The organism is Pseudomonas sp. FW507-12TSA (assembly GCF_058781435.1).
The window spans coordinates 1-23,205 of record NZ_JBYSWT010000033.1 but is presented as its reverse complement, the minus strand read 5'-3'; the positions used below and the strand labels follow the sequence as shown (position 1 = coordinate 23,205).

The following is a 23,205-nucleotide window of genomic DNA, read 5'->3' as shown; positions in this document are numbered from 1 at the left end:
GTTTTTTGATCGAAAACCATGAACCGTCACATTCTTGTGAATCGCTTACCCCCAATCCCTGTGGAGCCGGCTGTGGATAACCTGCGGGAAACCAGCTACAGCCCAGGATCGGCAAGACATACAGGCTGACGCTCAGTTTTTGACCAGGGGTCGATCCATTCATCGCTGCCATCCATGTTTACCCCCACTCTCTGTGGAGGCGCCTGTGGACAACCTGCGTGAAACTCATCCAACCCCTTGTAGAACGTGGCCTTCAGACGATCGACTATTTTTTGACCAGAGTCATCAATCGGTCACCCAGTCATGCTCGCTTACCCCCAATCCCTGTGGAATCGCTTGTGGATAACCTGCGAGCAAGCCGCTGTAGCCCTTGACCCACAAGGCCTGCAGCCTATCGACTAGATTTTGAGCAGTTTCACCGGCACAGCAGCCTGGCCATGGCTCGGGTAGAATGCGCGACTCACTCCACCAGCACCGCCCCGCCATGACTCGATCCCCTTCCTCCCTGTCCCACCACGTTGCCATCATCGGTGGCGGCCCGGCCGGCCTGATGGCTGCCGAGGTCCTGAGCCAGGCGGGAGTCCGGGTCGACCTGTATGACGGCATGCCCTCGGTCGGACGCAAGTTCCTCCTGGCGGGCGTGGGCGGCATGAACATCACCCATTCCGAAGCCTATCCGGCCTTTCTCTCGCGCTATGCCGAACGAGCGCCGCAAATCGCCCCCTGGCTGCGCGACTTCGATGCCCAGGCCCTGTGCCAGTGGATTCACGGACTGGGGATCGAGACCTTCGTCGGCAGCTCCGGCCGGGTGTTTCCTAGCGACATGAAGGCCGCGCCCTTGCTGCGCGCCTGGCTCAAGCGCCTGCGCGAGGCCGGGGTGGTTATCCACACCCGGCATCGCTGGCTCGGCTGGAATGCCGACGGCAGCCTGCGTATCCAGCATCCCGAGGGTGAAAGCGCGGTACGCCCCGACGCAGTGCTACTGGCGCTGGGCGGCGGCAGTTGGGCACGCCTGGGCTCCGATGGCGCCTGGATGGCGTTGCTTGCGCAACGCGGGGTCCAGGTAGCGCCGCTGCAGGCGAGCAACTGCGGTTTCGAGGTCAGTGCCTGGAGCGAGTTGCTGCAGAGCAAGTTCGCCGGGGCGCCATTGAAGAATGTCGCTATCGGCTTGAACGACGACACGCCACGGCTGGGGGAATGCGTGATCACCGCCAAGGGTATCGAGGGCAGCCTGATCTATGCCCTTTCGGCCTCGATCCGTGAAGCGATCAACCTGCACGGCCAAGGCACCATTCATATCGACCTGCTGCCGGGCAAGCCCCGGGACAAGGTCCAGGCGGCCCTGGCCAAGCCTCGTGGTTCGCGTTCGATGGCCAAGCACCTGCATAGCCAGTTGGGGATCGATGGCGTCAAGGCCGCCTTGCTGCGGGAGCTGACACCGGCCACGACCTTCAATGATCCGGCCAGCCTCGCGGCGGCGATCAAGGCGCTGCCACTGACGCTGGTGAAGCCCCGCCCCCTGGACGAAGCCATCAGCAGTGCCGGCGGCGTACGTTTCGAAGCACTGGATGAACGCTTGATGATCCGGCAGGAGCCTGGGCTGTTCTGCGCCGGAGAAATGCTCGACTGGGAGGCCCCCACCGGCGGTTACCTGTTGACCGCCTGCTTCGCCAGCGGACGCCGGGCCGGGCACGGCATCCTCCAATGGCTAGCCGAGCCCCGCAGGCCCCAGGCCAGGTAGCTGGGCGGCCAGGCCCGGACCTGCCGCCGGCAACTGGCCGCGGTGCTTACGGCTTGCGCTTGCGCGGGCCGGTGTTGAAGGCCGGCACCTTGCGCACCGGCTTCACCGCAGGCTCGGCGGCTACTTCGCCACTATCGACCCAACGCCCCAGGTTGCGTTTGCCGGCACCACCGGCAGCCTTGGGCTTCTTCGGCTTTTTAGGCTTCTTCACCACCTGGCCACTGGCGTCGGTCTCGGGCACCCGGTGCTCGGGCTCGAAATCCTGCTCCTCATGGCGCTTGAGGGTCTGGCGGGTAAGCATTTCGATCGCCGACAGCAGGTTCACTTCATCGGCGCAGACCAGGGAAATCGCTTCACCGGTGGAACCGGCACGTCCGGTGCGGCCGATGCGGTGGACGTAGTCCTCGGCGACGATCGGCAGGTCGAAGTTGACCACCAGCGGCAGATCCTCGATGTCCAGGCCGCGGGCCGCCACATCGGTCGCCACCAGGATCTGGATCTCGCCCAGCTTGAACCGGTCCAGGGCACGCTGGCGCGTGGCTTGGGGCTTATCGCCGTGGATGCCGTCGGCATTCACGCCCTGGCCCTGGAGTTTTTCCACCAGGGCGTCCACGCCGTTACGGGTCTTGGCGAACACCAGCACCTGCTTCCAGCGGTTCTTGCGCAGCAGGTGGCTGAACAGTTCCGGCTTGCGCTTCTTGTCCACCGGTACCACCCATTGCTTGACCGTGCTGGCGGCGACGTTGCGCGGGCTGACCTCGATGCTCAGCGGGTCATTGAGCATCTGCCCGGCCAACAGGCGGATGGCATCGGAGAACGTCGCGGAGAACAGCAAGGTCTGGCGCTTTTTCGGCAGGGCTGCGTAGATGCTCTTGAGCTCTTCGGAGAACCCCAGGTCGAGCATGCGATCGGCCTCATCCAGCACCAGGGTCTGCAACTGGCCGAACTTCACCGCGTTCTGCCGGAACAGGTCCAGCAGGCGGCCAGGTGTCGCCACCAGCAGGTCGACACCCTTGCGCAGCTTCATCATCTGCGGGTTGATGCTGACTCCGCCATACACAGCGTAGGTGCGCAGTGGCAGGTGTTCGGCGTACTGGCGCACGCTGTCGTGGACCTGCTCGGCCAGCTCGCGGGTTGGCACCAGGATCAGCGCCCGCACCGAATTGCTGTCGACCTTCGGACCTTCCAGGGTCAGCAATTGCAACAGCGGCAGGGCGAAACCGGCGGTCTTGCCGGTGCCGGTCTGGGCTGCGGCCATCAGGTCGCGACCGGCCAGCACCGCCGGAACCGCCTGGGCCTGCACCGGGGTCGGGGCCTGGTAGCCAAGGGGTTCAAGGGCGCGCAGCAAGGGTTCGATCAGGCCGAGAGTGGCGAATGTCATGGGGATACCGTAGGAAAGAGTCAGCACAGGAATGCAATGGGCGGCAGTTTACCCTAATTCACGGCCCCACTTACGGACCATGCCCGCCGGCTGGGGAGCGTGTATGCTCGCCCCCCAGCCGGCCCTAAAGAATGCCCCGCGCCCTGCGCACCGGACATCTTCTCGGCCCTCCCCCCCTCAAGGAGTCTCACCTCGCATGGACCAAGAAAACCCGTTCCAGGCCCCCGCCGCCGAACTGCGGATCGCCCCGACCGTCGATCAGAACCTGCGCCTCTACAGTGTCGCAGCCATCGGCCTGAGCACCTTCCTCGGCACCGCCATCGCGGGAGCCTATTTCATCAGCCGGAACCTCAAGGCACTGGGGCGCGAGGCTGAGGTGAGGAAAGCCTGGACCATGGGCATCGGTGTCTTCCTGGCCATGACCCTGGCAGGCTTTTTCCTTCCGGATAACGTTCCCGCCGTGGTCTTCATCCTGCCGCAGATCTACGGGATGAACGCCTATGCGCGCCAACTGTTCGGCCCCCAGGTGGTGGACCACAAGGCCAACGGCGGCAACTTCGTCTCGTTATGGCCAGTGGCGGGAGTCAGCCTGCTGTTTTGCCTGGCCCTGGCGGCGGTGGTCTTCGCGATAGCGCTGCTTATCGGCCTCGAGTGATTCCTTCGCGCTGAAACCACAACGCCGGGCAATGCCCGGCGTCCTTTGTACATGGAGTCCCAATGCGCAATATCGCCCTGTCCGCACGGATGCTCGCGGGCCTGTCTCTGGCCCTGCTCCTCCCCCTTGCCGGAGCTGCCGAACTCATCGGTTTCCGTGAAATCACCGTGGCGGATGCCAGCGGCCAACGCCCACTGCATGTCGCCCTCTGGTATCCCACCGAGACACCCGCGCCGCTGCTGACATCCGCACAGACCCCGGTCTTCCAGGGCCTGCCCGCCATCAAGGATGCCTCGCCTGGCCCGGCGGCCCACCCATTGGTGGTCCTGTCCCACGGCTATCGCGGCAGCTGGCGCAACCTCAGCTGGCTGGTACCGAACCTGGTCAACCAGGGCTATGTGGTCGCAGCTCCAGACCACCCTGGCACCACGACCTTCGACCGACGCCCGGCAGAAGCGGCGAAGCTCTGGGAGCGCCCCCACGATATGAGCCGGGTGATCGACACGCTCACTGCCGACAGCAGCCTGGCCGGCGCCGTCGATCCGCAGCGTATCGCCGCCATCGGCCATTCCCTGGGCGGCTGGACAGTCACCGCGCTGGCCGGCGGGCGCTACAGTCCGCAACGCCTCCTCGAGGAATGCCGGCTGCATCCCAACCCGCGCCTGTGCGGGTTGGCTGCGGAACTGGGTATCGCTGCAGGCAACCAGGGCCAGCTGAGTGCCGACCTGCGAGACCCGCGAATCAAGGCCGTGGTGTCACTGGACCCGGGGCTGGTCCGCGGATTTACCCCACACAGCCTGGCCGCGGTACAGACGCCGACCTTGATCCTGGGCGCCGGGGTGAACATTGCCGGCATGCCGGTGGAACAGGAGTCGGGTTATCTGCAAGCCCACCTGCCGCCGGCCACCTCAAGCCTGCTGGTGGTCGCCGATGCCAGCCATTTCAGCTTCATGCAGCTCTGCAAGCCGGGAGCCACGGCCCTGCTCAGGGCAGATGACCCCGAGGATGAAATCATCTGCCGGGACGGCGACAAGCGCGACCGCGAAGCGATTCACCAGCAAGCGGTCCAGGTCATCGGCGGTTTTCTCGAACGCCACCTGGCCAGCCAGCCGACTCCGCCATAATCAGGCGGCCTCTTCCCGGGCCACGGCCTTGGGCTTGCGCCATTGCGGCAGGCCGATCAACACCACGGCGCTGATGATCACCAGCATCGCCAGCGCTTCTTCGAAGCCGATGCTCTCGCCGACGAAGACGATGCCCAGCAACACCGCCACCGCGGGGTTGACGTAGGCATAGCTGGTGGCCGCCGCCGGGCGTACGTGCTTGAGCAGGTACATGTAGGCATTGAAGGCGATGATCGAACCGAAGCCTGCCAGGTAGGCCAGCGCCAGCCAGCCCTCCAGGGCGGGCATGGCTTCCAGGCGCTCGCCGCGCAGCAGGCTGCCCAGCAGCAGCACTACACCACCGACGAGCATTTGCGCGGCGCTGGCCATGGCCCCCTGGGGCAGAGGCAAATGCTTGCTCCAGACCGAGCCGAAGGCCCAGGCCGCTGCGGCGAACAGCAACAGGGCCGCGCCCAAGGGGCTCGATTGCAGGTTGGAACCCAGGTTCAGCATGCCGATGCCGATCATCCCGAGGATGATGCCGGCCCACTCCAGGCGGGTATTGCGCGTGCCCCAGAAATAACCGCAGAGCAAGGTGAACAACGGCACCGTGGCCACCGCCAGGGCCGCCACTCCGGAAGCCACGCCCAGGTGCTCGGCGACCGTCACCGCACCGTTGCCGAAACTCAGCAGCAGGATGCCGATGATCCCGGCGGCCTTCCATTGCGCCCAGGTGGGCGCCGGGACTCCACGCCAGCGCAGGAACGCGTACATCAGGCTGCCGGCGAGTACGAAGCGGATACCGGCAAGCATCAAGGGTGGCCAGTATTGGACACCAATGCGGATCACCAGGTAGGTCGACCCCCAGATCACGTAGAGGGCAAAGAATGCGGCGATCAACGGCAAGGGAAAGCGGCTTTGGCCAGGCATGGGGTACGACTCAGGAGACAGGCAGGGAAGGCCCATTGTAGAAAGCCGAACGGGGCAAGCTTAAGTTACAAAACTTGTTTTTAAGAGCAGTACACTTTCCAAAACATGGAGTTCGAGGCTATATACCTTGCTTTCGAAAGCCAGGGTGTTTTGGAGCCTTCCATGGATAAGTATGACCGCATGCTCTTGGCCCAACTGCTGGAAAACGGCCGGGCGACTTATGCCGAGCTGGCGCGCAAGGTCAACCTCTCGGCGCCTGCCGTGGCCGAGCGGGTCGCCAAGCTCGAAGCCAGCGGCGTGATCACCGGCTACCAGGCCAAGGTCGACATGAACAAGCTGGGGTTGCCGATCCAGTGCGTCATCGAACTGCGCCTGGCCCAGCACGGCAACCAGAAAAGCTATGACGAACTGATCAAGATCCCGCAACTCACCGAATGCCACCGGGTCACGGGCGATCCCTGCGTGATCATGCAGGCCGCCGTGGGTTCGATGCCGGAGCTGGAAGAGCTGATCAACCGCGTCGCCCAGTTCGGCTTCAGCAAGACCTCCATCGTGCTCTCCAGCGCCATTGAACGGCGCCTGCCCCTGGGGCACCTGGACAGCAACGGCAAACCGTCCGGTTGATCCACCAACGGCTCCACGGGGCCTTGCTTGCAGACTCTCCAGGCCCTCGGCCCCTGCGGCCGCAGATTCCGATGGGGCTTGCGGAGCGTCAGCGATGGCGCCGCAAGTGCTCGGGCACCTTGGCCGCCGGAACCTTCTGCAACTTGCACAAGAAATCGTGGGACAACTGGTGCAGGCCGTGGGTATCGCGCAGTTCGCCCGCCAGGTGCACCAGCAAGTTGGCCGCCATCTCGGCGTCGGCCATGGCCCGGTGGGCCTGGCCGGTATGCGGCAGGCCGGCGTAGGCGGTCAGGGTGCCCAGCTTGTGGTTCGGCGCCGCCGGCATCAGGCGCCGGGCCAGCAGCAGGGAACAGGCGAAGTTCTGCAACCGGGTGCGCCGGATCCGCCCCAATTCGAAATCCCAGAACTTCTGGTCGAAGGCGGCGTTATGCGCCACCAGCGGCGTGGTGCCGACGACCTCGTTGACTTCGTTCATCACCTGCTCCGCCGAGGGAGCCCCGCGCAACATGGCGTTGCTGATGCCGGTCAATTGCTCGATGAACGCCGGTACCCGCACGCCGGCGTTCATCAGGCTCTGGTAACGCTCGACGATGCGCCCCTGTTCGAGGATCACCACGGCGATCTCGGTGGCCCGGCAACTGCTGCTCGGGGAAAGCCCGGTGGTTTCGAAGTCGATGACGGCAATGCGTTCCAAACCTGTTTTGCTCCGTATGAATCTGTTTTCAGCTTTTCAACAACAAGGCGCCTTCGATCGGCACATAGCGGCTGGCGGCGCGAATCAGCGAATTGGCGGTCAGCCCCGGCACTCCGTAGGCCACCGCGCTGACGCCATGCTTGTGGATGATGCGCTCCAGCAACAGGTCGAAATCGCCGTCGCCGGAGGCCAGCACCACTTCATCCACCTGGCTGGCGGCGTCCATGATGTCGATGGTGATACCCACGTCCCAGTCGCCCTTGGCCGAGCCATCGCTGCGCTGGATGTAGGGTTTGAGTTTTACCGTGAAGCCCAGGTTGCGCAGGATCTGCTGGAACTGCTGCTGCTTGCTGTCACCGCGATCGATGGCATAGGCATAGGCCTGGACGATCTGCCCGTGCTTGCTGATATCGGCCCACAGCGCCGCGTAGTTGAAGTGACAGCCATAAGCCTGGCGCACGGTGTAGTAGAGATTTTGCACATCGGCGAACAGGGCGATTTTTTTCACCGCTAATCCTCATGGCGCAGCAGCACGGCAACTGGATCGACCCTTGGGGTCGGAAAAGTCGTCCAGTATGCCAGCGCCAGGGATTGTTCCGCGAATTATCGGCCCGGGGCATGTTGTGGCCCCGGACCGATGGTAGGTCAGACGAAGGAATCGTCGTCGGAGAAGAACGAACTGTCGTCGTTGTCGTAGCCCGCGTCGTTGAAGCCGCCCTGGTCGTTGCCGCCCCAGGAGTCGTTGTTGGCATAACGCTGTTCGTCATTGCCCCAGCCGCTGTTGTCGCTGGCCGGCGCCGGTTCTTCCTTGATGACTTCGACCACTTCCTGGGGCTGCTGGTTGCTGTGGAACAGGCTGCTGATGCCCTGGGCCAGCATCACGCCGCCTGCGACACCGGCGGCGGTCTTCAGCGCGCCACCCAGGAAACTGCTGCCAGCCGCCGGCGCCTGCTGCGGCGCGTAGTTCTGTTGCGGCGCAGCGCCGACCCCCTGCTGGGGCGCACCGAAATTCTGCTGTGGCGCGCCAAAGCCCGGGCGTGGCGGCTCACGCCAGCCACCGCCGGAAGATGGCGCCGGGCTCGCGGTCGGGGCCGGTTGCGCTTCGCGGGAGCCACCGAAGATGCTCGACAAGAACCCGCCACTCGAGGCCGGGGCCGGAGCCGCCTGGGACTTGGCCTGTTGCAGTTGGGCCTGCAGTTGCTGGACTTGCTGGGTCAGTTGCTTGTTTTGTTCGTCAAGGCTCTTGAGGGCAGCCTCCTGCACCAGGATCGCCTGGGTCATGAAATACCCGGCCGCAGGCTGGCGGGTCAGATGCTCCTTGATCCGCGCCTCGGCCTGGGCATCACGCGGGGCTGAATCCGTTTCGGCTTGCTGCAACCGTGAAAACAGTCCATCGATCAGGGTTTGCTCTTCGCTATTCATGGCGACCTCTTTAGATTGCCGGTAAAAATCCGCTCTACGGTCCGAAGGGACCGCGATACGCAACAGTTATGGGGTTGGTGCGTCGACTTTCAATGGTCTTTACCCAAGGTTTACGTTTGCTTCCCCGGGGCCTGCATCGGTTAAAGTGTCCAACCGCTTCGCCACTGCGACCCCTTCGATGAATCCGTTAGACGTTCTGCGCGACTCCCTGTATTTCTTTCGACGCAACCTCGGGCGCATCGCCCAGCTGTGCCTGCCACTGGTGATTCTCGAGGCGCTGCTGCAACAGGCTGCCGGCAAGGCCCTGGGTCCGAATGCCTTTTCCGGGTACAGCGTGATCGTCGGCCTGCTGGTGTATCCGCTGTACACCGGTGCACTGATCCTGCTCCTCGATGCCCGTACCCGTGGCGAATCGCCCCGAACCCGCGACCTCTTGGCCATGAGCCTGAGCCTGTGGCCGCGCTTCGCCCTGCTGACGGCGGTCAGTACCCTGCTGATCTTGCTGGGGCTGTCGCTGTATTTCCTGCCGGGCCTGTGGCTGATGGTGGTCCTGGCCTTCGCCGAGTACCTGCTGGTACTCAAGGGGGCATCGCCGCTGAATGCCATCACCGAGAGCTTTCGCCTGAGCCGCGGGCATTTCCTGCGGATCCTGGCGTGCATCCTGTGCGTGATGACCCCGCTCTGGCTGCTCAAGGGCATGAGCGAAGCCGCCTATCCCGACCCGACGCCGCTGGTGGCACTGACCATCGACAGCGCCTACAGCTTCCTCCAGCTGTTCACCAGCGTGGTGCTGTTCCGCCTGTTCATGCTGATCAGCCAGCAGCCGGACAAGCACTGAAACCCCGGCGCGGCCGCTCTACCCCTTGGGGGACGGCTGCGCACTCGGGTATGCTCGGACCCCATCCCGCAACGCCATAAGCCGAGCCGATGATCCGTCTACTTCGCGTGACCCTGTTGAGCCTGCTGCTGATCGGCCTGGTATTGGCCGGTCTGATCTACAGCCTGACCTGGCGTCCCCAGGCCAAGGAAACCCTGGCGGTTTCCTGTAGCGCCGAAGCCGCGCCGCTGGTACCGGGCCAAGCGTTGAAGGTGATGACCTGGAACCTGCAGTACCTGGCCGGCAAGCGCTATGTGTTCTGGAACGACCAGGCCCATGGCCAGGACGAACGCCCCACACTAGAGGACATGGCCTTCAGCCTCGACGAAGTGGCCCGGGTCATCCGCGACGAACAGCCGGACCTGGTGCTGCTCCAGGAAGTGGACGACAACGCCAAGGCCAGCGCCTACCAGGACCAGCTCAAGCTTCTCCAGGAACGCCTGGCCGACCTCTATCCCTGCAGCACCCGGGCCTACGACTGGAAGGCCGACTTCGTTCCCTCCGTGCATATCCTCGGCAGCGTCGGCCGGCAACTGGCGACCCTCAGCCGCTATCGCATCGAACACGCCGAGCGCCTGCAACTGCCGGTGGCGGACCACAACGTCATCAGCCGGCAATTCCTGCCGCGAGACGCCCTGCTGCTCAGCTACCTGCCCCTGAACGACGGCGGACAACTGGCGGTACTCAATACCCACCTGGAGCGTGCGCAGCAGGCCGGCGAGACCCAGGCCCGGCAAGTCGCGGCCATCGCCAGGACCCTGGACAAACTGGAAGGCCGTGGCACTCCCTGGCTGATCGGCGGCGACTTCAACCTGCTGCCCCTGGGCCAGTACCGGCGCCTGGATGAGAACCAACGCGCGCCCTACAGTGCCGACAGCCCCCTGCACCTTTTGTGGGACAAGTACCCGATGATCCCCAGCAATACCCAAGCCAGCGGTGCCGACCGCGCGCGCTGGCTGACCCACTATCCCAACGACCCCGGTCTCGATGGGCCGGACCGGACCGTCGACTACCTGTTCTACAGCCCGCGCCTGAAGCGCGTGGAGTCGCGGGTCCGCCAGGACGATACCCTGCGCATCTCCGACCACCTGCCGGTGCTCGCGCGCTTCCTGCTGCCGGCCCAGTAGAGAGCCGTACCCCGCGAGAGCGAAACCTGCTCGGCCCGGCATGGCCCCCGGCGAACTGATCGGTATCGTTTTTTCCTGCGCCTCTGCGCCGAAAAACAAAAGAATCTTGATGATTCTCTTCGTTTCAGGCGGAGCGACAACCGGTATCAGAACAACTTCACCAACCGCAAATTGAGCCGTGCGCGCTCCTTGAAGCCCTGCTCCACCTCCATGTCACGGCCCAACTGCACTTGGGCCTGCAGGTCCGGTACCAGGAAATGAGTGAGGGTCAGGCGGGCATAGGAAGTCTTGAGTTCATCGTCCTGGTCGTCACCGGCCACCCAGGTACGCGCGCCCGTGACGTAGCCACCGCCAAAGCCCAGGGTGGTGGCCGGTGCCAACTGATAGCGCAGGAACGCCTGGTACTCATAGCGGGCCTTCTGCTTCTGGTTCGCCCCGGTCGGACCGTAGTCGTGGTTGCGCGTATACCAGCTGATATCGGCCACGGTATCCAGCGCCCAGCGCTCGTCGAAGTGGTGCACGTAGGCGCCCTGCAGCATCAGGCGCCAGCGGTTTTCCCCAAGGTTCAGAGCATCGTCCCGGTCATAGCTGCCGGTGGGCGCCTGGACAAACACCCCAAGGCCCAGCATGTCACCCTGGCGCGTAGGGAGCCGGAGCTTGAACACCGATCCCAGGTTCAGGTCGCCCGATCCCGACTCGTCCCCCAGCGCGCTGGCATCGCCTGCCGTGCGCAACTGGCCGAAAGGCAGGATCGCCTGGGGCTCCCAATACAGCCGGTCGCTCAACGGCACCGATTGCACCAGGCGCAGCAGGCCCATGTCGGAGCGCATGCGAAAATCGTTCGAGACTCTATGGCCAGAACGGTAGAACGATGAGCTACGGGCATGCTGGTAGTACATCAGCAATGCAGTCTTGCCAGCCGGCACCGGCTCGTAGTCGCCCGGTGCGGTTTCCTGGGCACGGACCGTTTCGGCAAAGGCGAACGGCAGGCAGTACAACGCCATCCTGGACTTGTTCATTGGTCGCTCCCGCCTGGAAATCAGCCGCGCAGCAAACCTGTGCGGCCATGGCAATTGATGTATTCGAACCACTGGGCATTGGCGGGAATGACCGCCACCTCGTGGTACAACCGCAAGGCGATCTGGAAATCGAGCGCCTGGGTATAGCGCGTGAAGCGCCCGAAGATAGCCAGGTGGGTCGGATGGCTCCTGGCCCAGGTTTCGAGCTGGGCAAGGTCGTCGAAATGCGCGAGCCCGAAGCTCTTTTCCAGTGGCGCGCCGGTACAGGCGTCCAACACCTGCATCAGGCGGCAACTGGAGCAACCGATACTGCGCCCCTCGTCCCGCAAAAAATCCATCCCCGCCCGCAGCACCGGCTGGATATCGCTCAGGTAGAGCTCCCGCTCCTGTTGCGAGGTCGCCGACCAGTCCTGGCCAGAGCGGATCAGGCATAGGTTCTGCCGTCCTGGCACCCGTACCCGGGCACCTGTCCCGGTCTTTTGCGGAGCATCACCGCGTGCACCTACCAGCTTGTCCACCTGGGCCCGAGGCAGCCGATCCCGGGCGCTCCCCCAATAGCCATGTTCACGGACCACACCACTCATTCCGCTGGCGAGATGGGCGATACCCTCGACACCGTTCAGGGACGAGAACAATGTCTCGAACCATTCCTGGCCCGGCGTCACGATCTCGACGAACCGGCCAATGGCCTCGGTCTCGCGCTCCGGCGACTGCCACCACTGGTCGAACCCGCTGTTGCTCCGCCAACGCTCGAAGGCTGCCACATCGGCCCAATAGGCGATGGCTACCAGGTTATGCGCGCCCGTCGCGTCCTGGCATTGCGCCGGGTCCCAATACAAGGGTCCGTCCACCAGGGCAAACCGCTCGATATACGGCGCCAGGCTTTCCAGCTCCAGCGGCCCAGGGGCCTGTACGCCGAAACAGGCCATCACGACCCGCTCCACCAGCGGCGTGAAGCGCGCCGTCCAGGCCGGAAATGGCGCCTGGTAATTGCGTGGCGTACTGGCCGCTTCAAGGCGCGGGCACACCAGGTGCTTGGGAATAGCCGATTCGATGCTCACAGGACCTCCTGCGGTGCCATGTCCAGAATTTCGCTGATGGTGGTGGCGTCACATTCCACGACGGGGGTGTAGGCGCTGCGGTTGAACAGCAGCCGGGTGACGTCCGGACGCGCGTAATGGCCGACCGGATCGGCAGCGAGCTTGGCGCCGATCAGCGCAGCCGGATCCAGCGTCGCGTAGAGGATGCCTTCTTCATGCTCGTCCAGCGGAGTGGCCAGGTCCGCGCCATCTGGCCCGAAGATTCGTGCATGGCCACCGCCGGCTTCCAGCAGCGCGCGTTGCTCGTCGGTGGCGCAGAGCAGATCGAGCATGTCCGGGGTCACCACGGCGCAGGATGCCAGCACGAAGCACTGGCCTTCGGCGGCGTACAGCCGGGAAGCCGCCAGGTTGACCTCCGGCCCCAGCGCCGCCGTACCACGGCGATAGAGGCTAAAGCTCGGCCAGGCGGCGACATGGATCTGCTCATGCTGGGCGTACATCGCATAACGGCTGAGCGGTTGCAGGTGTTCCCAGCAGCACAAGGCACCCAGCTTGCCCAGGTGACTGTCGAAGGTGGCCAGCGAAGAACCATCGCTTTCCCCGAACAGCACCCGCTCCACATGGGTGGCCTTGAGCTTGCGCCGAGTCCCGAGGGTGCGCCCCTGGTCGTCGATCAGCCACTGGCCGATGTACAGCGAGCCATGCTCGCGCTCGCTGTAGCCCAGCACCACATGGATGCCATGCTGGCGTGCCGCCTCGCTGATCCGCCGGGCCTGCTCGCTGTCCAGTACCAGGGAGTTCTCGTGATAGCGCTGCACCAACGGCATGTAGTTCGCCGGTGCATCCAGCCACAAGAACCAGGGGTAGCCGGGAATCCAGGTTTCCGGAAAGGCGATGAGACGAGCACCTTGGCTGGCCGCCTCCTCGATCAGCGCCAGGGTCTTGTCCACCGTACCTTTCAGATCGAGAAAAACCGGGGCCGCCTGGACGCAGGCGACCTTGATCTTGGCTTGCATGTCTTGACCTCCATCGAGTGATGACCAGAGGTTAAGGGCAGCGCCAAACGATCCTTTAGGACCTGAAGGAAGCGATGCTTGACCCTGGAGGAACAGTCGCCGCTGGCCTTCGAATTGCATTCTTCATTGCCCACCGTTCCCTTGTCGTGACGCCAAGCCATGCTCGTTCGATTCGATACCGACGATATCCGCCCCCATGAACGCCAGGCCTTCTGGCAGGACGTGGTGTGTGCGACCTTCGTCCCGCTGGAGTGCCGGATCGACGCACAGCTGGACTTCGACGGGCGCTTGTGCGCCCACGACCTGGACGTGCTGCGGGTAGTGGAGATTCGCGCCAGCCGCCAGCTGGTGCGCCGCGACCGGCATTGCATAGCCCGCAGCCCGGACGAGTACGTACTCATCAACCTGGCACACGAAGGCTGCTCGCAGGTGATCCAGGACGGCCGCGAGGCGGCCCTGGCGCAAGGGGACTTTGCCGTCTATGACACGCGCCAGCCCTACGAGCTGCATTTTTCCGGCAGCTTCCGCCAGACCGTGCTGCAGGTTCCCTGCCAGGCCCTGCGCGAGCGCATCGGTAACATCGAACAACTGACTGCCCTGGCGCTGTCACGAAAGGACCCAGTGGCACGACTGGCCTTCGACTACCTGACCGGCCTGGCCCGACTCGATGACAGCGTCAGCAGCGAATCCCGGCGCCAGCTCACGCAGCAGGGCCTGGACCTGCTGGCCACGGCCTTGGCCGAACGCGGCAAGGGCATCGTCCAGCCTTCCGTGCGCCGCACGTCCCTGCTGTATCGCATCAAGCGTCATGTCAGGGCCAACCTGGCGGACAGCGAACTCTCCCTGACAGGCGTGGCGGGGGCATTCGGCGTGACGCCACGCTACATCAACAGCCTGTTCCAGGACGAGCAGACTTCGTTCGGCCGGTTCCTGCTCGATATCCGCCTGCAGGCATGCGCCGACCAACTGGGCAGTCTTTCCCAAAGAACCGCCCTGATCAGCACCCTGGCCTATCGTTCGGGCTTCACCGACATGGCCTATTTCAGCCGGGTGTTCAAGGCACGGTTCGGTTGCAGCGCCCGGGACTTCCGGCATGCCACCATGCTCGGCATTGAGAGCCCGCAGGGCTGACCGGCTGGCAACAGCGAGGAATCGAGCCCCTGGAAACGACTAGCCGCCTTGTCCCGGGACCGGCAGTTGCGCATCGCTGTTCCATGCCGTCATTGGCCGGCTGAACAGGTTCTCGGTCTGGAAACGGGCGATCCGCCAATGCCCCTCTTCCAGGGCGAAGCGCACCGTCAACCTGGCCGCGTTCAGGTGGGAACCACCCTCGGCGAAGCTACTGGCTTGCAGCATCATCCAACTGCCCTGGCCCTGGTCGCCGTCCACTTCGATGACCTCGCTGGCCAGGAAGTGCGTGTTCAAGGCGAAGTGCGCCGGAGTCTTCATATAGGTGGCGAACATCGCGCGGATCGCCTCGCGCCCCTGGTAGCCACCGAAGGTCGCGGCGTAGCGGGCACCCTTGCCCTCCCAGACCGCCTCGCGGGTGAACAGGCCGGCCAGTTCATCCAGGGGCGTGCGGGCGTCGAGGGCATCGCACAACGTCATGTAGCGATTGATGCAGGTGCGGATCGCCTGCTGGCTTTCGAAGAAGCGCAGGCGGACCTGCAAGTGGGAGATATCGCTCATCCGGACCTCGGGTTCGGCAATGGGGGGACACATCGCGGCAAAGGGTCAGAGCCCGCTGGCGTCATGAACGCCGAGCAGCAGACGCTGCGCCACCGCTAGCAGCTTGGCGTCCGCGCCCTTGGCCGCCACCAGTTGCAGGCCCACCGGCAACCCTTGCTCGCTGCCCAACGGAATACTCAACGCCGGATGCCCGGACAGGTTGAACGGTCGCACCAGCGAGGTCATGCCCAGCACCGCCCGGGTATCGGCGGCCTGCTCAACGCGCAAGGGAAAGTCGAGCATGGTCGGCAAGGCCAGCACATCGCAGCTAGCCAGCGCCTGGTCGACCTCGGTGGTAAAGCGCCGGCGCACCTCTTCAGCCTCGACGAGCGCTTGATCGCTGGTCTGGCCGGCGGCAGCCAGTCGGTCGGCAACGTCCGCGCCCACCAGGCCACTGGTCAGCAGGTGGCCACAACCTTCGAAGGTCTCGCGATTGATGACCACCAGGCCAGCGTCATAGGCCGCGGCGAAATGCTCCAGTTCGACATCCAGCAGGGTCAGGCCGCTGGCCGCCAGCGTGTGCTGGACCACCTCGAGGATCGCTGGCGCGGCGAGCACCGGCAATACCCCGATCCTGGCCTGGAAGGGGACCTGGGCGGCGGCGAACATCGGATCGATCATGCCCATGGCGCGAATCAGCATGGGTAGGCTCGCGGCCAAAGGGCCGACGCAATCCAGGCTGCTGCGCGCCGGCATCACGCCGTGGCGGCTGACCCGGCCGAAGGTCGGCTTGAGACCGAATACCCCGCAACAACAGGCCGGGACCCGGATCGAGCCACCGGTGTCAGTGCCCAGGCTGAAATCCGCCAGGCCGGCGGCCACTGCGGCGGCCGAACCGCTGGAAGAGCCGCCGGGGATGTGCCCCGGGAACCGCGGATTGGCCGCCGTCCCTAGGTAGCGGTTGATGCCAGTGGTGCCAAACGCCAATTCATGCAGGCTCACCTTGGCGGTCAAGCGAGCGCCAGCGGCCAACAGGTGGCCGACCACCTCGGCATGCTGGTCGGCCAGCGGCGCCTGCTCCAGGGCCCGGCTGGATGCGCGAGTGGCGGTGCCGGCGACATCGATGGTGTCCTTGATCATGACCCGAGGGCCGCTGCCGCCCAGGTCCAGTGACTCAACTATGATGGTCATTTCATGCAATCCTTTTCCAGGATCGACAGTCAGCCCTTGAGCTCCGGGACTGCCTGCCGACTAGTTGAACAATCAACTGAATATTCCAGTAAAATCGCCACGCTCCATCTACTCGGTGCCAGGCCGTTCGCGCCGGCTGGCACAGGATGTGGAACTGGCTACGACGGCGCGACCTACCACGGACAAGCAGTGAATCGATGAGCAATTCCAAGATCCCCGGCCAACCCCACCACGACCCTGCCAGCAGCGACTTTCGCAAGGAAGACTTCCCTTTCTACTGGCTGGCCCGGACCCATGGCCGCTATACCCAGAACATGGAGCGCCTGCTCAAGAAGGTCGACCTCGACGTGCCGCGCTGGCGCGTGTTGTGGATCCTCAAGGAAAACGGCGAATCGAGCATTTCCGAGATTTCCACCCATGCCATCGCCAAGCTGTCGACCATCACCAAGATCGTCTACCGCATGAAGGACGACGGGCTGGTGGACACAGCCCCCAGCCCTGAGGATGGCCGCGTCACCCAGGTACGCATCACCGAGACCGGCCAGCGCGCCATCGAGCGCATGCAGGACATCACCCACGAACTGTTCCAGCGCAGCTTCAAGGGCCTGACCCAGGCCCAGGTGCAACGGCTGAACCATATGCTGGAAGTGGTGTTCCACAACCTGGAAAGCCTTTAGCCCTGCTGGAGCGAAACCACCCCGGACTCAGCATGTCCTGGACGCCTCGCACACCCGGTGATAAGCCCGGTTGAAGTACACCAGTCCATCATCTCCGGCACCGTGACGGATGCCCTGGATCTGGCAGTAGAAAATGCTGTGGGACCCCACCTCGTGGACCTGGGCGATACGGCAATCGAAGTTCACCAGGGCCTCCTGCATCACCGGCGCGCCGCTTTCCAGTACCGTCCAGTGGGTAGCGGCGAAGCGCTCCTCCATGCTCAGCGCCTTGTTGGCGAAGGCTCCGGACAGGGCCTGGTGGGTACCGGCCAGGACATTCACGCATAACGCGCCGTTGGCCTTGAACTGGGCGTTGGAATACGAAGAGCGGTTCATGCACACCAGCAAGGTGGGCGGCACATCGGTCACGCTGCATACCGCCGAGGCGGTGAAGCCGAAGCGGCCGGCAGGACCATCGGTGGTGATGACCGTCACGGCGCCACCGAGCAGGGCCATCGCGTTGCGAAATTGGTTTACGTCTACCATGCTCGTTGCCCTCAGATATCCAGCACCAGTTTTTTCGATCGAGCCCGCGAACAGCACACCAGGATCTGGTCGTTGGCGGCTTTTTCTTCATCGGTCAGGTACACGTCGCGGTGGTCCGGCTCGCCTTCGAGTACCTCGCACAAGCAGGTTCCGCATACCCCCTGCTCACAGGAAATCTCGATCTTGATCCCCACTTGGGCCAAGGCATCGAGGATGCTCTGGCCGGCGGCCACCCGAACGCTCTTGTTGCTGCGGGCGGCGACCACCTCGAAGCCCTCGCCACTGGTATCCACTTCCACCTGGAAATACTCCTTGTGGATATGGTCCTCGGCATAACCTTGCCCCTGGGCACCGGCGATAACCCAATCCATGAAGCCTGCCGGGCCACAGGTATACAGGTGGGTGCCGACCGCGCCAGGCCCCAGCACCCGCGCAAGGTCCAGGCGCTGCTCCGGGCTCTCGTCATCGAAATGAGTCTGTACGCGATCGGCGAACGGCGCGCTGGCCAGTTCCGCGAGGAAGGCACTGCGGCTGCGCGAACGACCGCAGTAGTGCAGCTCGAAGTCGGCGCCTTGCAGATAAAGGGTATGGGCCATGGCGATCATCGGCGTGATGCCGATCCCGCCTCCCAGCAGGATGCTGCGCCCGGCACCCGGTGCCAGGGGGAACAAGTTGCGCGGCGTACTGATCTGCACCTCGCGTCCTTCGAGCAGGATTTCATGCACGCCTTGCGAACCGCCCCGGGAAGCCGGGTCCTTCAGGACTCCAAGGCGATATACCGCGCCATCGGCCGGATCGCCGCACAGCGAATACTGGCGCACCAGGCCAGGAGCGATATGGATATCGACATGGGCGCCCGCCTCGAATGCCGGCAATGCCGCGCCATCGCCACGCCCCAGGTCGAGGACGACCACATCGTGCCCCTGGATCTCGCGCTTGCGCACGACGACCTTCAGTAATTGTTCATTCATGACCGCGCTCCTCATCACGACAGGGGCGAACAGGCGCCCCGGAAAATCAACGCATGAACAGGCCGCCGTTCACGTCCCAGGTGGCACCGGTGGTGAAGTAGGCCTCGGGCCGCGCCAACTGCACGATCAGCTCGCCGACGAAGTCCGCATCCCCCAGGCGTTGCACCGGCACGCCAGCCAGCAGGCCGGCCATGCGCTCGGCCGGGATCGCCGCACGCACCGCCGGCGAATCGATCGGCCCCGGGGCAATGGCGTTGACGGTGACCCCACGGGCGGCGAATTCCTTGGCGAAGACCTTGGTCAGGGTGATGATCGCGCCCTTGCTCGCCGCGTAATGCGCGCCCGTGGCGGTACCGCCGTTCTGCCCGGCCAGGGAGGCCATGTTGATGATCCGGCCATAGCCGGCCTCGGCCAGGTACGCGCCGAACACCTGGCAACCGAGGAATACGCTACGCAGGTTGAGCCCAACCACGGCATCGAACTCCTCGGGACTGATCTGCATCAGTGGCGTGGTCCTGGTCACGGCGGCGTTGTTGACCACCACCTGCAAGGCGCCAAAATGCTCCAGCACCCGCGCCAGGCCCCGCTGGAAGTCGGCCTTGCTGCCGACATCCAGCTCAAGTGCCAGCAGCCCCCCGCCCGCCCCTTGCAACTGTGCGACGCTAGCCTTGGCGAGCTTCAGGTCGCGGTCGCTGACCACCACATCGAAGCCCGCCGCCAACAGGCGGGCGCAGGTACGCTGGCCCAGCCCCTGGCCTGCACCGGTTACCAATGCGACTTGGTTCATGGCCGACTCCTCAAAGGATGTAGCCGATACCGGCGAGGGTATCGTCGCTGTTGATCAGGCTGATCACCTTGCGCTGGATGCGCCATCCGCCGTCGGCCCTGACCAGGGTGTAGGTCAGGTCGGCGCTGTAGTGCTTGAGCGTGTCCTTGCGGAACTCCCGCAGGTTCTGCGCACAGCGCACCGTGACCTGGTCGCCGTCATCGTCGAGCACCCGAAAGCGCGAAAGCGTGCGCACCGTGCGTGGCCGCGGGCTGGTGGAGATCGACTCGCCGCCGACCAGGCGCTGCACTCGCAGGCCGCGCATGTGGTGGTCGTCATAGGCATAGTTGAGGCTGTTCTCGTAGTCGCCTTCCCCGGGCCTGATCGGAATGATGTAGGTGCCTTTTTCCGTCCATTGCGCCAGCCAGGCTTCGTATTCGCCATGGTCGAGCATGTCGCCTTCCTGCCAGATGAAAGCGCTCACTTCTTGCAGCAGTTGCAGATTCATGGGGTTCTCCAGGTTCAGGCCGACATCAGTTTTTTCCATTGCCGGTAGGCAGCGCGCATACCGGTCTCGGCACTCACGTCCGAAACCAGGCCATCGGCGCTGGGTCTCTCGCCCGGCAGGCCACGGTTGAGCATGATCCACAGGTCTTCGCCGGCGCTGGCGCCCTTCTGCACGCGCTCCCAGGCCTCGGAGTCGTCGGGAGTGCCGAAGCCCATGGGTCCTTGGAAGTGTTCGTGCAGGCGCAGGCGATAACGGTTGGCCGCGGCCGGCCCACCGTCCATGGTGATCACCGCATGGTGAATCTCGGTCTCGGTCACCGAGATCGGCTGCAGCACCCGGAAAAAAGCCATCGAGCAGGCAATGTTGGGAAACAGGTTGAGGTTGAAACCCGAGCCGCCCACGGCTCGAACGATGCGGCGCACCCGGGGTTCGTCGATGCCCTCGTCGCGCAGCTCGGCAGCCAGGCCCGCGAAGCGCTCGGGGATGGGTTTGTCGAGGTCGGCCTCCAGGTCCACCAGGTCGGGGATCATCACCATTACGCTATGGCCGTTGCCCAGGTCCTCGACGTAGCCCGGGCCTTCGGCGAAGTCGAACAGTTTCAGGGTCTGCTCGTCGACCGAGGACAAAAAGCTCTTGTGCACCAGGGGGAAGTGATAGGCGTCGGTAGTGTTTTCCAGCTGGATTTTCCAGTTGCCGGGAAAACGGAAACGATGCTCACCGGGCACCTTGATGCCATAGCCGGCACCTTGCTTCATGAACAGGTCCATCCATTTCTTCGCCGCACCGAGGAAGTCCTCCAGCGGCTCGATGTCATCCTTGAAAGTGGCGAAGACCATGCCGGCATAACTCTCCACCCGTAGGCTGACCAGCGGCAACTCGGACTTGTCCAGGCATTCGCCATAGCTCTCTGGCTGAGGAATGCCCCGCAGCGAGCCATCGAGGGCATAACCCCAGCCGTGATAGGGACAGACGAAGCTGTTGGCCTTGCCCTTCTTGTGCTCGCAGACCGTGGCCCCGCGATGCCGGCAGCGATTGAGCAGGACGTGGATGGCCTGCTTGCGATCGCGCACCACGATCACCGGTTGCTTGCCGATGTAGGTGCTCTTGTAGCTGCCGGCGTCCGGGATTTCGCTTTCATGGGCGACCCAGACCCAGGTGCTGTAGAAGATCTTTTCCAGTTCGGCATCGAACAGCGCCGGATCGGTGTACATGGAGGTATGGACGCGGTCGTCCTGCACCAACCCGGCAGGATCGAGCGCCAGGTTGACGGCGGGAATCAGGTTGTTCACGGCGTACTCCTTGCCAGCGTCGAAGGCTGGGCATTCTCGTTGTAGAGGGGCTCGCGGGACTTCAGGCACGCTGGATCACCAACTCGCGGCCGATACGCGCCTCGACCTTGGCGTAGCGCCACAGCTTGTAGGGCCCCTGGCCCACCTCAGTGGTGCGGAACAGGTTGCAGGCGCCATGGACGGTCTCGATATCCGGCACATCGGCCAACAGGTAGGTGGTCCAGGGATAGCCATCGGACGGGCCGACCATGCCCTGGTCGTCATCCATGTTGCCCAGCACCTTCACTCCAGGCAGATCGTGGATGCCATTCCACATCGCACTGAAGGCCGCCCACACCTGGAGCTGCTCTTCGCGCGGGGCATCGAAGAAGTTCTGGTTGATGCCCATGCAGAACAGCACGCGCAAGGTCTTCCGGTCGTTCATGGAATTTCTCCTCGATGGTTACAGGTAGCCCGGCAGGGGCTGCTTGCCGAAGAACATCGCTCCGGCGTTCTGATAGGTGACATCGCCCATGAAGGCATGCTGGGTGACCACCTGGGCGTCGTTGACGCAGCGGGCCAGTGGGCTGTCGTGATAGATGCCGGTCATGCCCGAGAGCATTTGTGCGTTGCGTGCCACGTCGGCGGCGATGCGCGTGGCATGGGTAGAAGACAGGCGCAGCAGGTTGGTGATTTCCTGCGGTACGGGATCGCCAGCCTGAACATGGCTCCAGGCGCGCTCGATGGATTCGTAGAAGAAGGCCCGGGCCGAACGCAGCGCCGCCTCAGCCTTGGCCACATCCACCTGGGCCAGCGGGCGGTCGGCCAGCGCAGGGGCCCCGGTCACCGATAGTCGTCCGCCGGCCATCGCCGACAGCTCGTCCAGGGCGGCCCGGGCGACTCCCAGGCCGACCACCGACAACACCTGGGTGGCGAAGGACAGCGATGGATAACGAAAGAACGGCTCGTCCAGGTTGGGCAGGCCGCCACGGACGAACGTCCAGTCCTCGTCTACCCGCACATCCTCCACCACCAGGTCGTGGCTGCCCGTACCCAGCAAACCCACGGTGTCCCAGGTTTCCTCGATACGCGCCTGGGCTTTGGGCAGCACGGCCAGGCGCGGCAGGTCGAGCTTGTCGCCGTGGCGCGGAGCGATACCAACCCCGACGATATCGGCGCCCAGCGAACCGCTGGAGTATTTCCAGCGCCCATTGACCCTGAAGCCGCCCGCCACTACTTCGGCCGGTTGCGGTGGAAAGATGCCGCCGGCGAATACTGTGTCGGGGTTGTCGCCATAGATCCGGGCGATGGTCGCCAGGGGCAGCGCTGCCAGGTACACCGGGCTCATGCCGAAGCTGGCCACCCAGCCCGCCGAGCCATCGGCGTGGGAGATACGCTCGATCATCTGGCAGAACTCACCGGGCGAGCATTCCAACCCGCCGAAACGACGCGGCACCAGGGCACGATAGACCCCGTGGGCCTTGAACCCGTCGATCACGTCACGGGAAATATGCCGCTGGCGATCGAACTCTCCCAGGCGGGCACGATCACGAATACCGTCGAGCAAGGCCTCGAAGGCCGGTCCGGAGGCCAGCGCCGAAGCAGGCGCCGAATGCAGGCAAAGCGAATCCATGGACTTTCTCCGTCTCAGGTGCGGTTGGGTACTAGATGGCAGGAGGGAAATGCCGCTGGCGCCACCTGGATCGGTAGCCGCGAAAACCGCCAAGGGTATGGCGAGGCAAGGCGATAGCGGGATGTCGGCCACGCGCAGGGGCTTGAAGGGGGCTAGGCGGCATGGGCTGTCTCTCTTGTTATGGTGCCGATGGCCAAGAATCGTGATTTTTTACGTGAAATGTCAATTGAATATTCACGCTAAAAAGCAATCATTCGACACGAAACCCAAACAACCAAATTCCGCATAAAAATATAACTAATTGATTTAAATCAATTTAATCGACAATTTATCAAATAAAAATCCATAACAATCATGACGCTTATTATT

General features: G+C 64.0%; 25 protein-coding genes. 8 read left to right on the top strand and 17 right to left on the bottom strand.

Features of this window, described 5'->3' with window-relative positions:
- The first annotated feature begins 484 nt into the window (after positions 1–484).
- Positions 485–1,741, top strand: a complete 1,257-nt coding sequence (locus tag AC3WK8_RS25965) for a TIGR03862 family flavoprotein (RefSeq protein ID WP_103326232.1) — start codon at positions 485–487, stop codon at positions 1,739–1,741.
- A 46-nt stretch (positions 1,742–1,787) separates the two neighbouring features.
- Here the strand turns inward: AC3WK8_RS25965 and rhlE1 are convergent, their stop codons facing one another.
- Positions 1,788–3,122 (bottom strand): RNA helicase RhlE1, encoded by a 1,335-nt coding sequence (gene rhlE1, locus AC3WK8_RS25960; protein WP_085596998.1) that lies wholly within the window; start codon positions 3,120–3,122, stop codon positions 1,788–1,790.
- Between the two features lie 196 nt (positions 3,123–3,318).
- Between rhlE1 and AC3WK8_RS25955 the strand changes: the two genes are divergently transcribed.
- Positions 3,319–3,777, top strand: a complete 459-nt coding sequence (locus AC3WK8_RS25955; RefSeq protein ID WP_085596997.1) for a hypothetical protein — start codon at positions 3,319–3,321, stop codon at positions 3,775–3,777.
- A gap of 62 nt (positions 3,778–3,839) precedes the next feature.
- Positions 3,840–4,901: an alpha/beta hydrolase family protein gene (locus AC3WK8_RS25950; protein WP_103326231.1), complete on the top strand. Its 1,062-nt coding sequence runs from the start codon at positions 3,840–3,842 to the stop codon at positions 4,899–4,901.
- On the opposite strand, the gene yedA is transcribed toward AC3WK8_RS25950, so the two are convergent.
- On the bottom strand, positions 4,902–5,810 hold the full coding sequence (gene yedA / locus AC3WK8_RS25945) for a drug/metabolite exporter YedA (RefSeq protein WP_085596995.1): 909 nt from the start codon (positions 5,808–5,810) through the stop codon (positions 4,902–4,904).
- A gap of 162 nt (positions 5,811–5,972) precedes the next feature.
- On the opposite strand from yedA, the gene AC3WK8_RS25940 reads away from it, so the two are divergent.
- Positions 5,973–6,434: an Lrp/AsnC family transcriptional regulator gene (locus AC3WK8_RS25940; protein WP_103326230.1), complete on the top strand. Its 462-nt coding sequence runs from the start codon at positions 5,973–5,975 to the stop codon at positions 6,432–6,434.
- Positions 6,435–6,522: 88 nt separating this feature from the next.
- On the opposite strand, the gene AC3WK8_RS25935 is transcribed toward AC3WK8_RS25940, so the two are convergent.
- The 3 genes from AC3WK8_RS25935 to AC3WK8_RS25925 form a co-directional block, all read right to left on the bottom strand.
- Positions 6,523–7,128, bottom strand: coding sequence for a 3'-5' exonuclease (locus AC3WK8_RS25935; RefSeq protein ID WP_022641158.1), 606 nt, complete (start codon positions 7,126–7,128; stop codon positions 6,523–6,525).
- Between the two features lie 28 nt (positions 7,129–7,156).
- On the bottom strand, positions 7,157–7,636 hold the full coding sequence (locus AC3WK8_RS25930; RefSeq protein WP_022641159.1) for an NYN domain-containing protein: 480 nt from the start codon (positions 7,634–7,636) through the stop codon (positions 7,157–7,159).
- A gap of 137 nt (positions 7,637–7,773) precedes the next feature.
- On the bottom strand, positions 7,774–8,550 hold the full coding sequence (locus AC3WK8_RS25925; RefSeq protein ID WP_103326229.1) for a DUF2076 domain-containing protein: 777 nt from the start codon (positions 8,548–8,550) through the stop codon (positions 7,774–7,776).
- Between the two features lie 178 nt (positions 8,551–8,728).
- Between AC3WK8_RS25925 and AC3WK8_RS25920 the strand changes: the two genes are divergently transcribed.
- The gene (locus AC3WK8_RS25920) at positions 8,729–9,388 is read left to right on the top strand and encodes a YciC family protein (protein WP_022641161.1); all 660 of its coding nucleotides are present in this window, start codon (positions 8,729–8,731) and stop codon (positions 9,386–9,388) included.
- A gap of 89 nt (positions 9,389–9,477) precedes the next feature.
- The gene (locus AC3WK8_RS25915; protein ID WP_103326228.1) at positions 9,478–10,554 is read left to right on the top strand and encodes an endonuclease/exonuclease/phosphatase family protein; all 1,077 of its coding nucleotides are present in this window, start codon (positions 9,478–9,480) and stop codon (positions 10,552–10,554) included.
- A 146-nt stretch (positions 10,555–10,700) separates the two neighbouring features.
- Here the strand turns inward: AC3WK8_RS25915 and AC3WK8_RS25910 are convergent, their stop codons facing one another.
- The 3 genes from AC3WK8_RS25910 to AC3WK8_RS25900 are packed head-to-tail and all read right to left on the bottom strand — an operon-like array spanning position 10,701 to position 13,629.
- Positions 10,701–11,573, bottom strand: coding sequence for a transporter (locus tag AC3WK8_RS25910; protein ID WP_085596990.1), 873 nt, complete (start codon positions 11,571–11,573; stop codon positions 10,701–10,703).
- A 20-nt stretch (positions 11,574–11,593) separates the two neighbouring features.
- Positions 11,594–12,634 carry a phenylacetaldoxime dehydratase family protein gene (locus tag AC3WK8_RS25905; RefSeq protein WP_256592377.1) on the bottom strand — a complete coding sequence of 347 codons (1,041 nt, stop codon included), beginning with the start codon at positions 12,632–12,634 and terminating at the stop codon, positions 11,594–11,596.
- The gene (locus AC3WK8_RS25900; protein ID WP_103326227.1) at positions 12,631–13,629 is read right to left on the bottom strand and encodes a carbon-nitrogen hydrolase family protein; all 999 of its coding nucleotides are present in this window, start codon (positions 13,627–13,629) and stop codon (positions 12,631–12,633) included. The genes AC3WK8_RS25905 and AC3WK8_RS25900 overlap by 4 nt, the downstream gene beginning before the upstream one ends.
- Positions 13,630–13,788: 159 nt before the next feature.
- Here AC3WK8_RS25900 and AC3WK8_RS25895 point away from each other — a divergent pair, with 159 nt between their 5' ends.
- Positions 13,789–14,760 carry an AraC-like ligand-binding domain-containing protein gene (locus AC3WK8_RS25895; protein ID WP_207245109.1) on the top strand — a complete coding sequence of 324 codons (972 nt, stop codon included), beginning with the start codon at positions 13,789–13,791 and terminating at the stop codon, positions 14,758–14,760.
- A 39-nt stretch (positions 14,761–14,799) separates the two neighbouring features.
- Here AC3WK8_RS25895 and AC3WK8_RS25890 read toward each other — a convergent pair whose 3' ends face one another.
- On the bottom strand, positions 14,800–15,318 hold the full coding sequence (locus tag AC3WK8_RS25890) for a nuclear transport factor 2 family protein (protein WP_103326225.1): 519 nt from the start codon (positions 15,316–15,318) through the stop codon (positions 14,800–14,802).
- A gap of 45 nt (positions 15,319–15,363) precedes the next feature.
- Positions 15,364–16,488, bottom strand: a complete 1,125-nt coding sequence (locus AC3WK8_RS25885; protein WP_103326224.1) for an amidase — start codon at positions 16,486–16,488, stop codon at positions 15,364–15,366.
- A 197-nt stretch (positions 16,489–16,685) separates the two neighbouring features.
- Here AC3WK8_RS25885 and AC3WK8_RS25880 point away from each other — a divergent pair, with 197 nt between their 5' ends.
- Positions 16,686–17,165 (top strand): MarR family winged helix-turn-helix transcriptional regulator, encoded by a 480-nt coding sequence (locus AC3WK8_RS25880; RefSeq protein ID WP_085596985.1) that lies wholly within the window; start codon positions 16,686–16,688, stop codon positions 17,163–17,165.
- Positions 17,166–17,192: 27 nt separating this feature from the next.
- On the opposite strand, the gene AC3WK8_RS25875 is transcribed toward AC3WK8_RS25880, so the two are convergent.
- The 7 genes from AC3WK8_RS25875 to iacA form a co-directional block, all read right to left on the bottom strand.
- Complete coding sequence (locus AC3WK8_RS25875) at positions 17,193–17,690, bottom strand: flavin reductase (protein WP_085596984.1); 498 nt, start codon at positions 17,688–17,690, stop codon at positions 17,193–17,195.
- Between the two features lie 11 nt (positions 17,691–17,701).
- Positions 17,702–18,661, bottom strand: coding sequence for a PDR/VanB family oxidoreductase (locus AC3WK8_RS25870; RefSeq protein WP_085596983.1), 960 nt, complete (start codon positions 18,659–18,661; stop codon positions 17,702–17,704).
- Between the two features lie 46 nt (positions 18,662–18,707).
- Entirely contained in the window at positions 18,708–19,448 is a 741-nt protein-coding gene (locus AC3WK8_RS25865; RefSeq protein ID WP_103326223.1) for an SDR family NAD(P)-dependent oxidoreductase, read from the bottom strand.
- Positions 19,449–19,458: 10 nt separating this feature from the next.
- Positions 19,459–19,935, bottom strand: coding sequence for an aromatic-ring-hydroxylating dioxygenase subunit beta (locus AC3WK8_RS25860; protein WP_103326222.1), 477 nt, complete (start codon positions 19,933–19,935; stop codon positions 19,459–19,461).
- A gap of 14 nt (positions 19,936–19,949) precedes the next feature.
- Complete coding sequence (locus AC3WK8_RS25855; RefSeq protein ID WP_103326221.1) at positions 19,950–21,224, bottom strand: aromatic ring-hydroxylating oxygenase subunit alpha; 1,275 nt, start codon at positions 21,222–21,224, stop codon at positions 19,950–19,952.
- Positions 21,225–21,285: 61 nt separating this feature from the next.
- On the bottom strand, positions 21,286–21,648 hold the full coding sequence (locus tag AC3WK8_RS25850) for an IacB protein (protein WP_085596979.1): 363 nt from the start codon (positions 21,646–21,648) through the stop codon (positions 21,286–21,288).
- A gap of 18 nt (positions 21,649–21,666) precedes the next feature.
- Positions 21,667–22,836, bottom strand: a complete 1,170-nt coding sequence (gene iacA, locus AC3WK8_RS25845) for an indole-3-acetate monooxygenase (protein ID WP_103326220.1) — start codon at positions 22,834–22,836, stop codon at positions 21,667–21,669.
- Positions 22,837–23,205 lie beyond the last annotated feature (369 nt).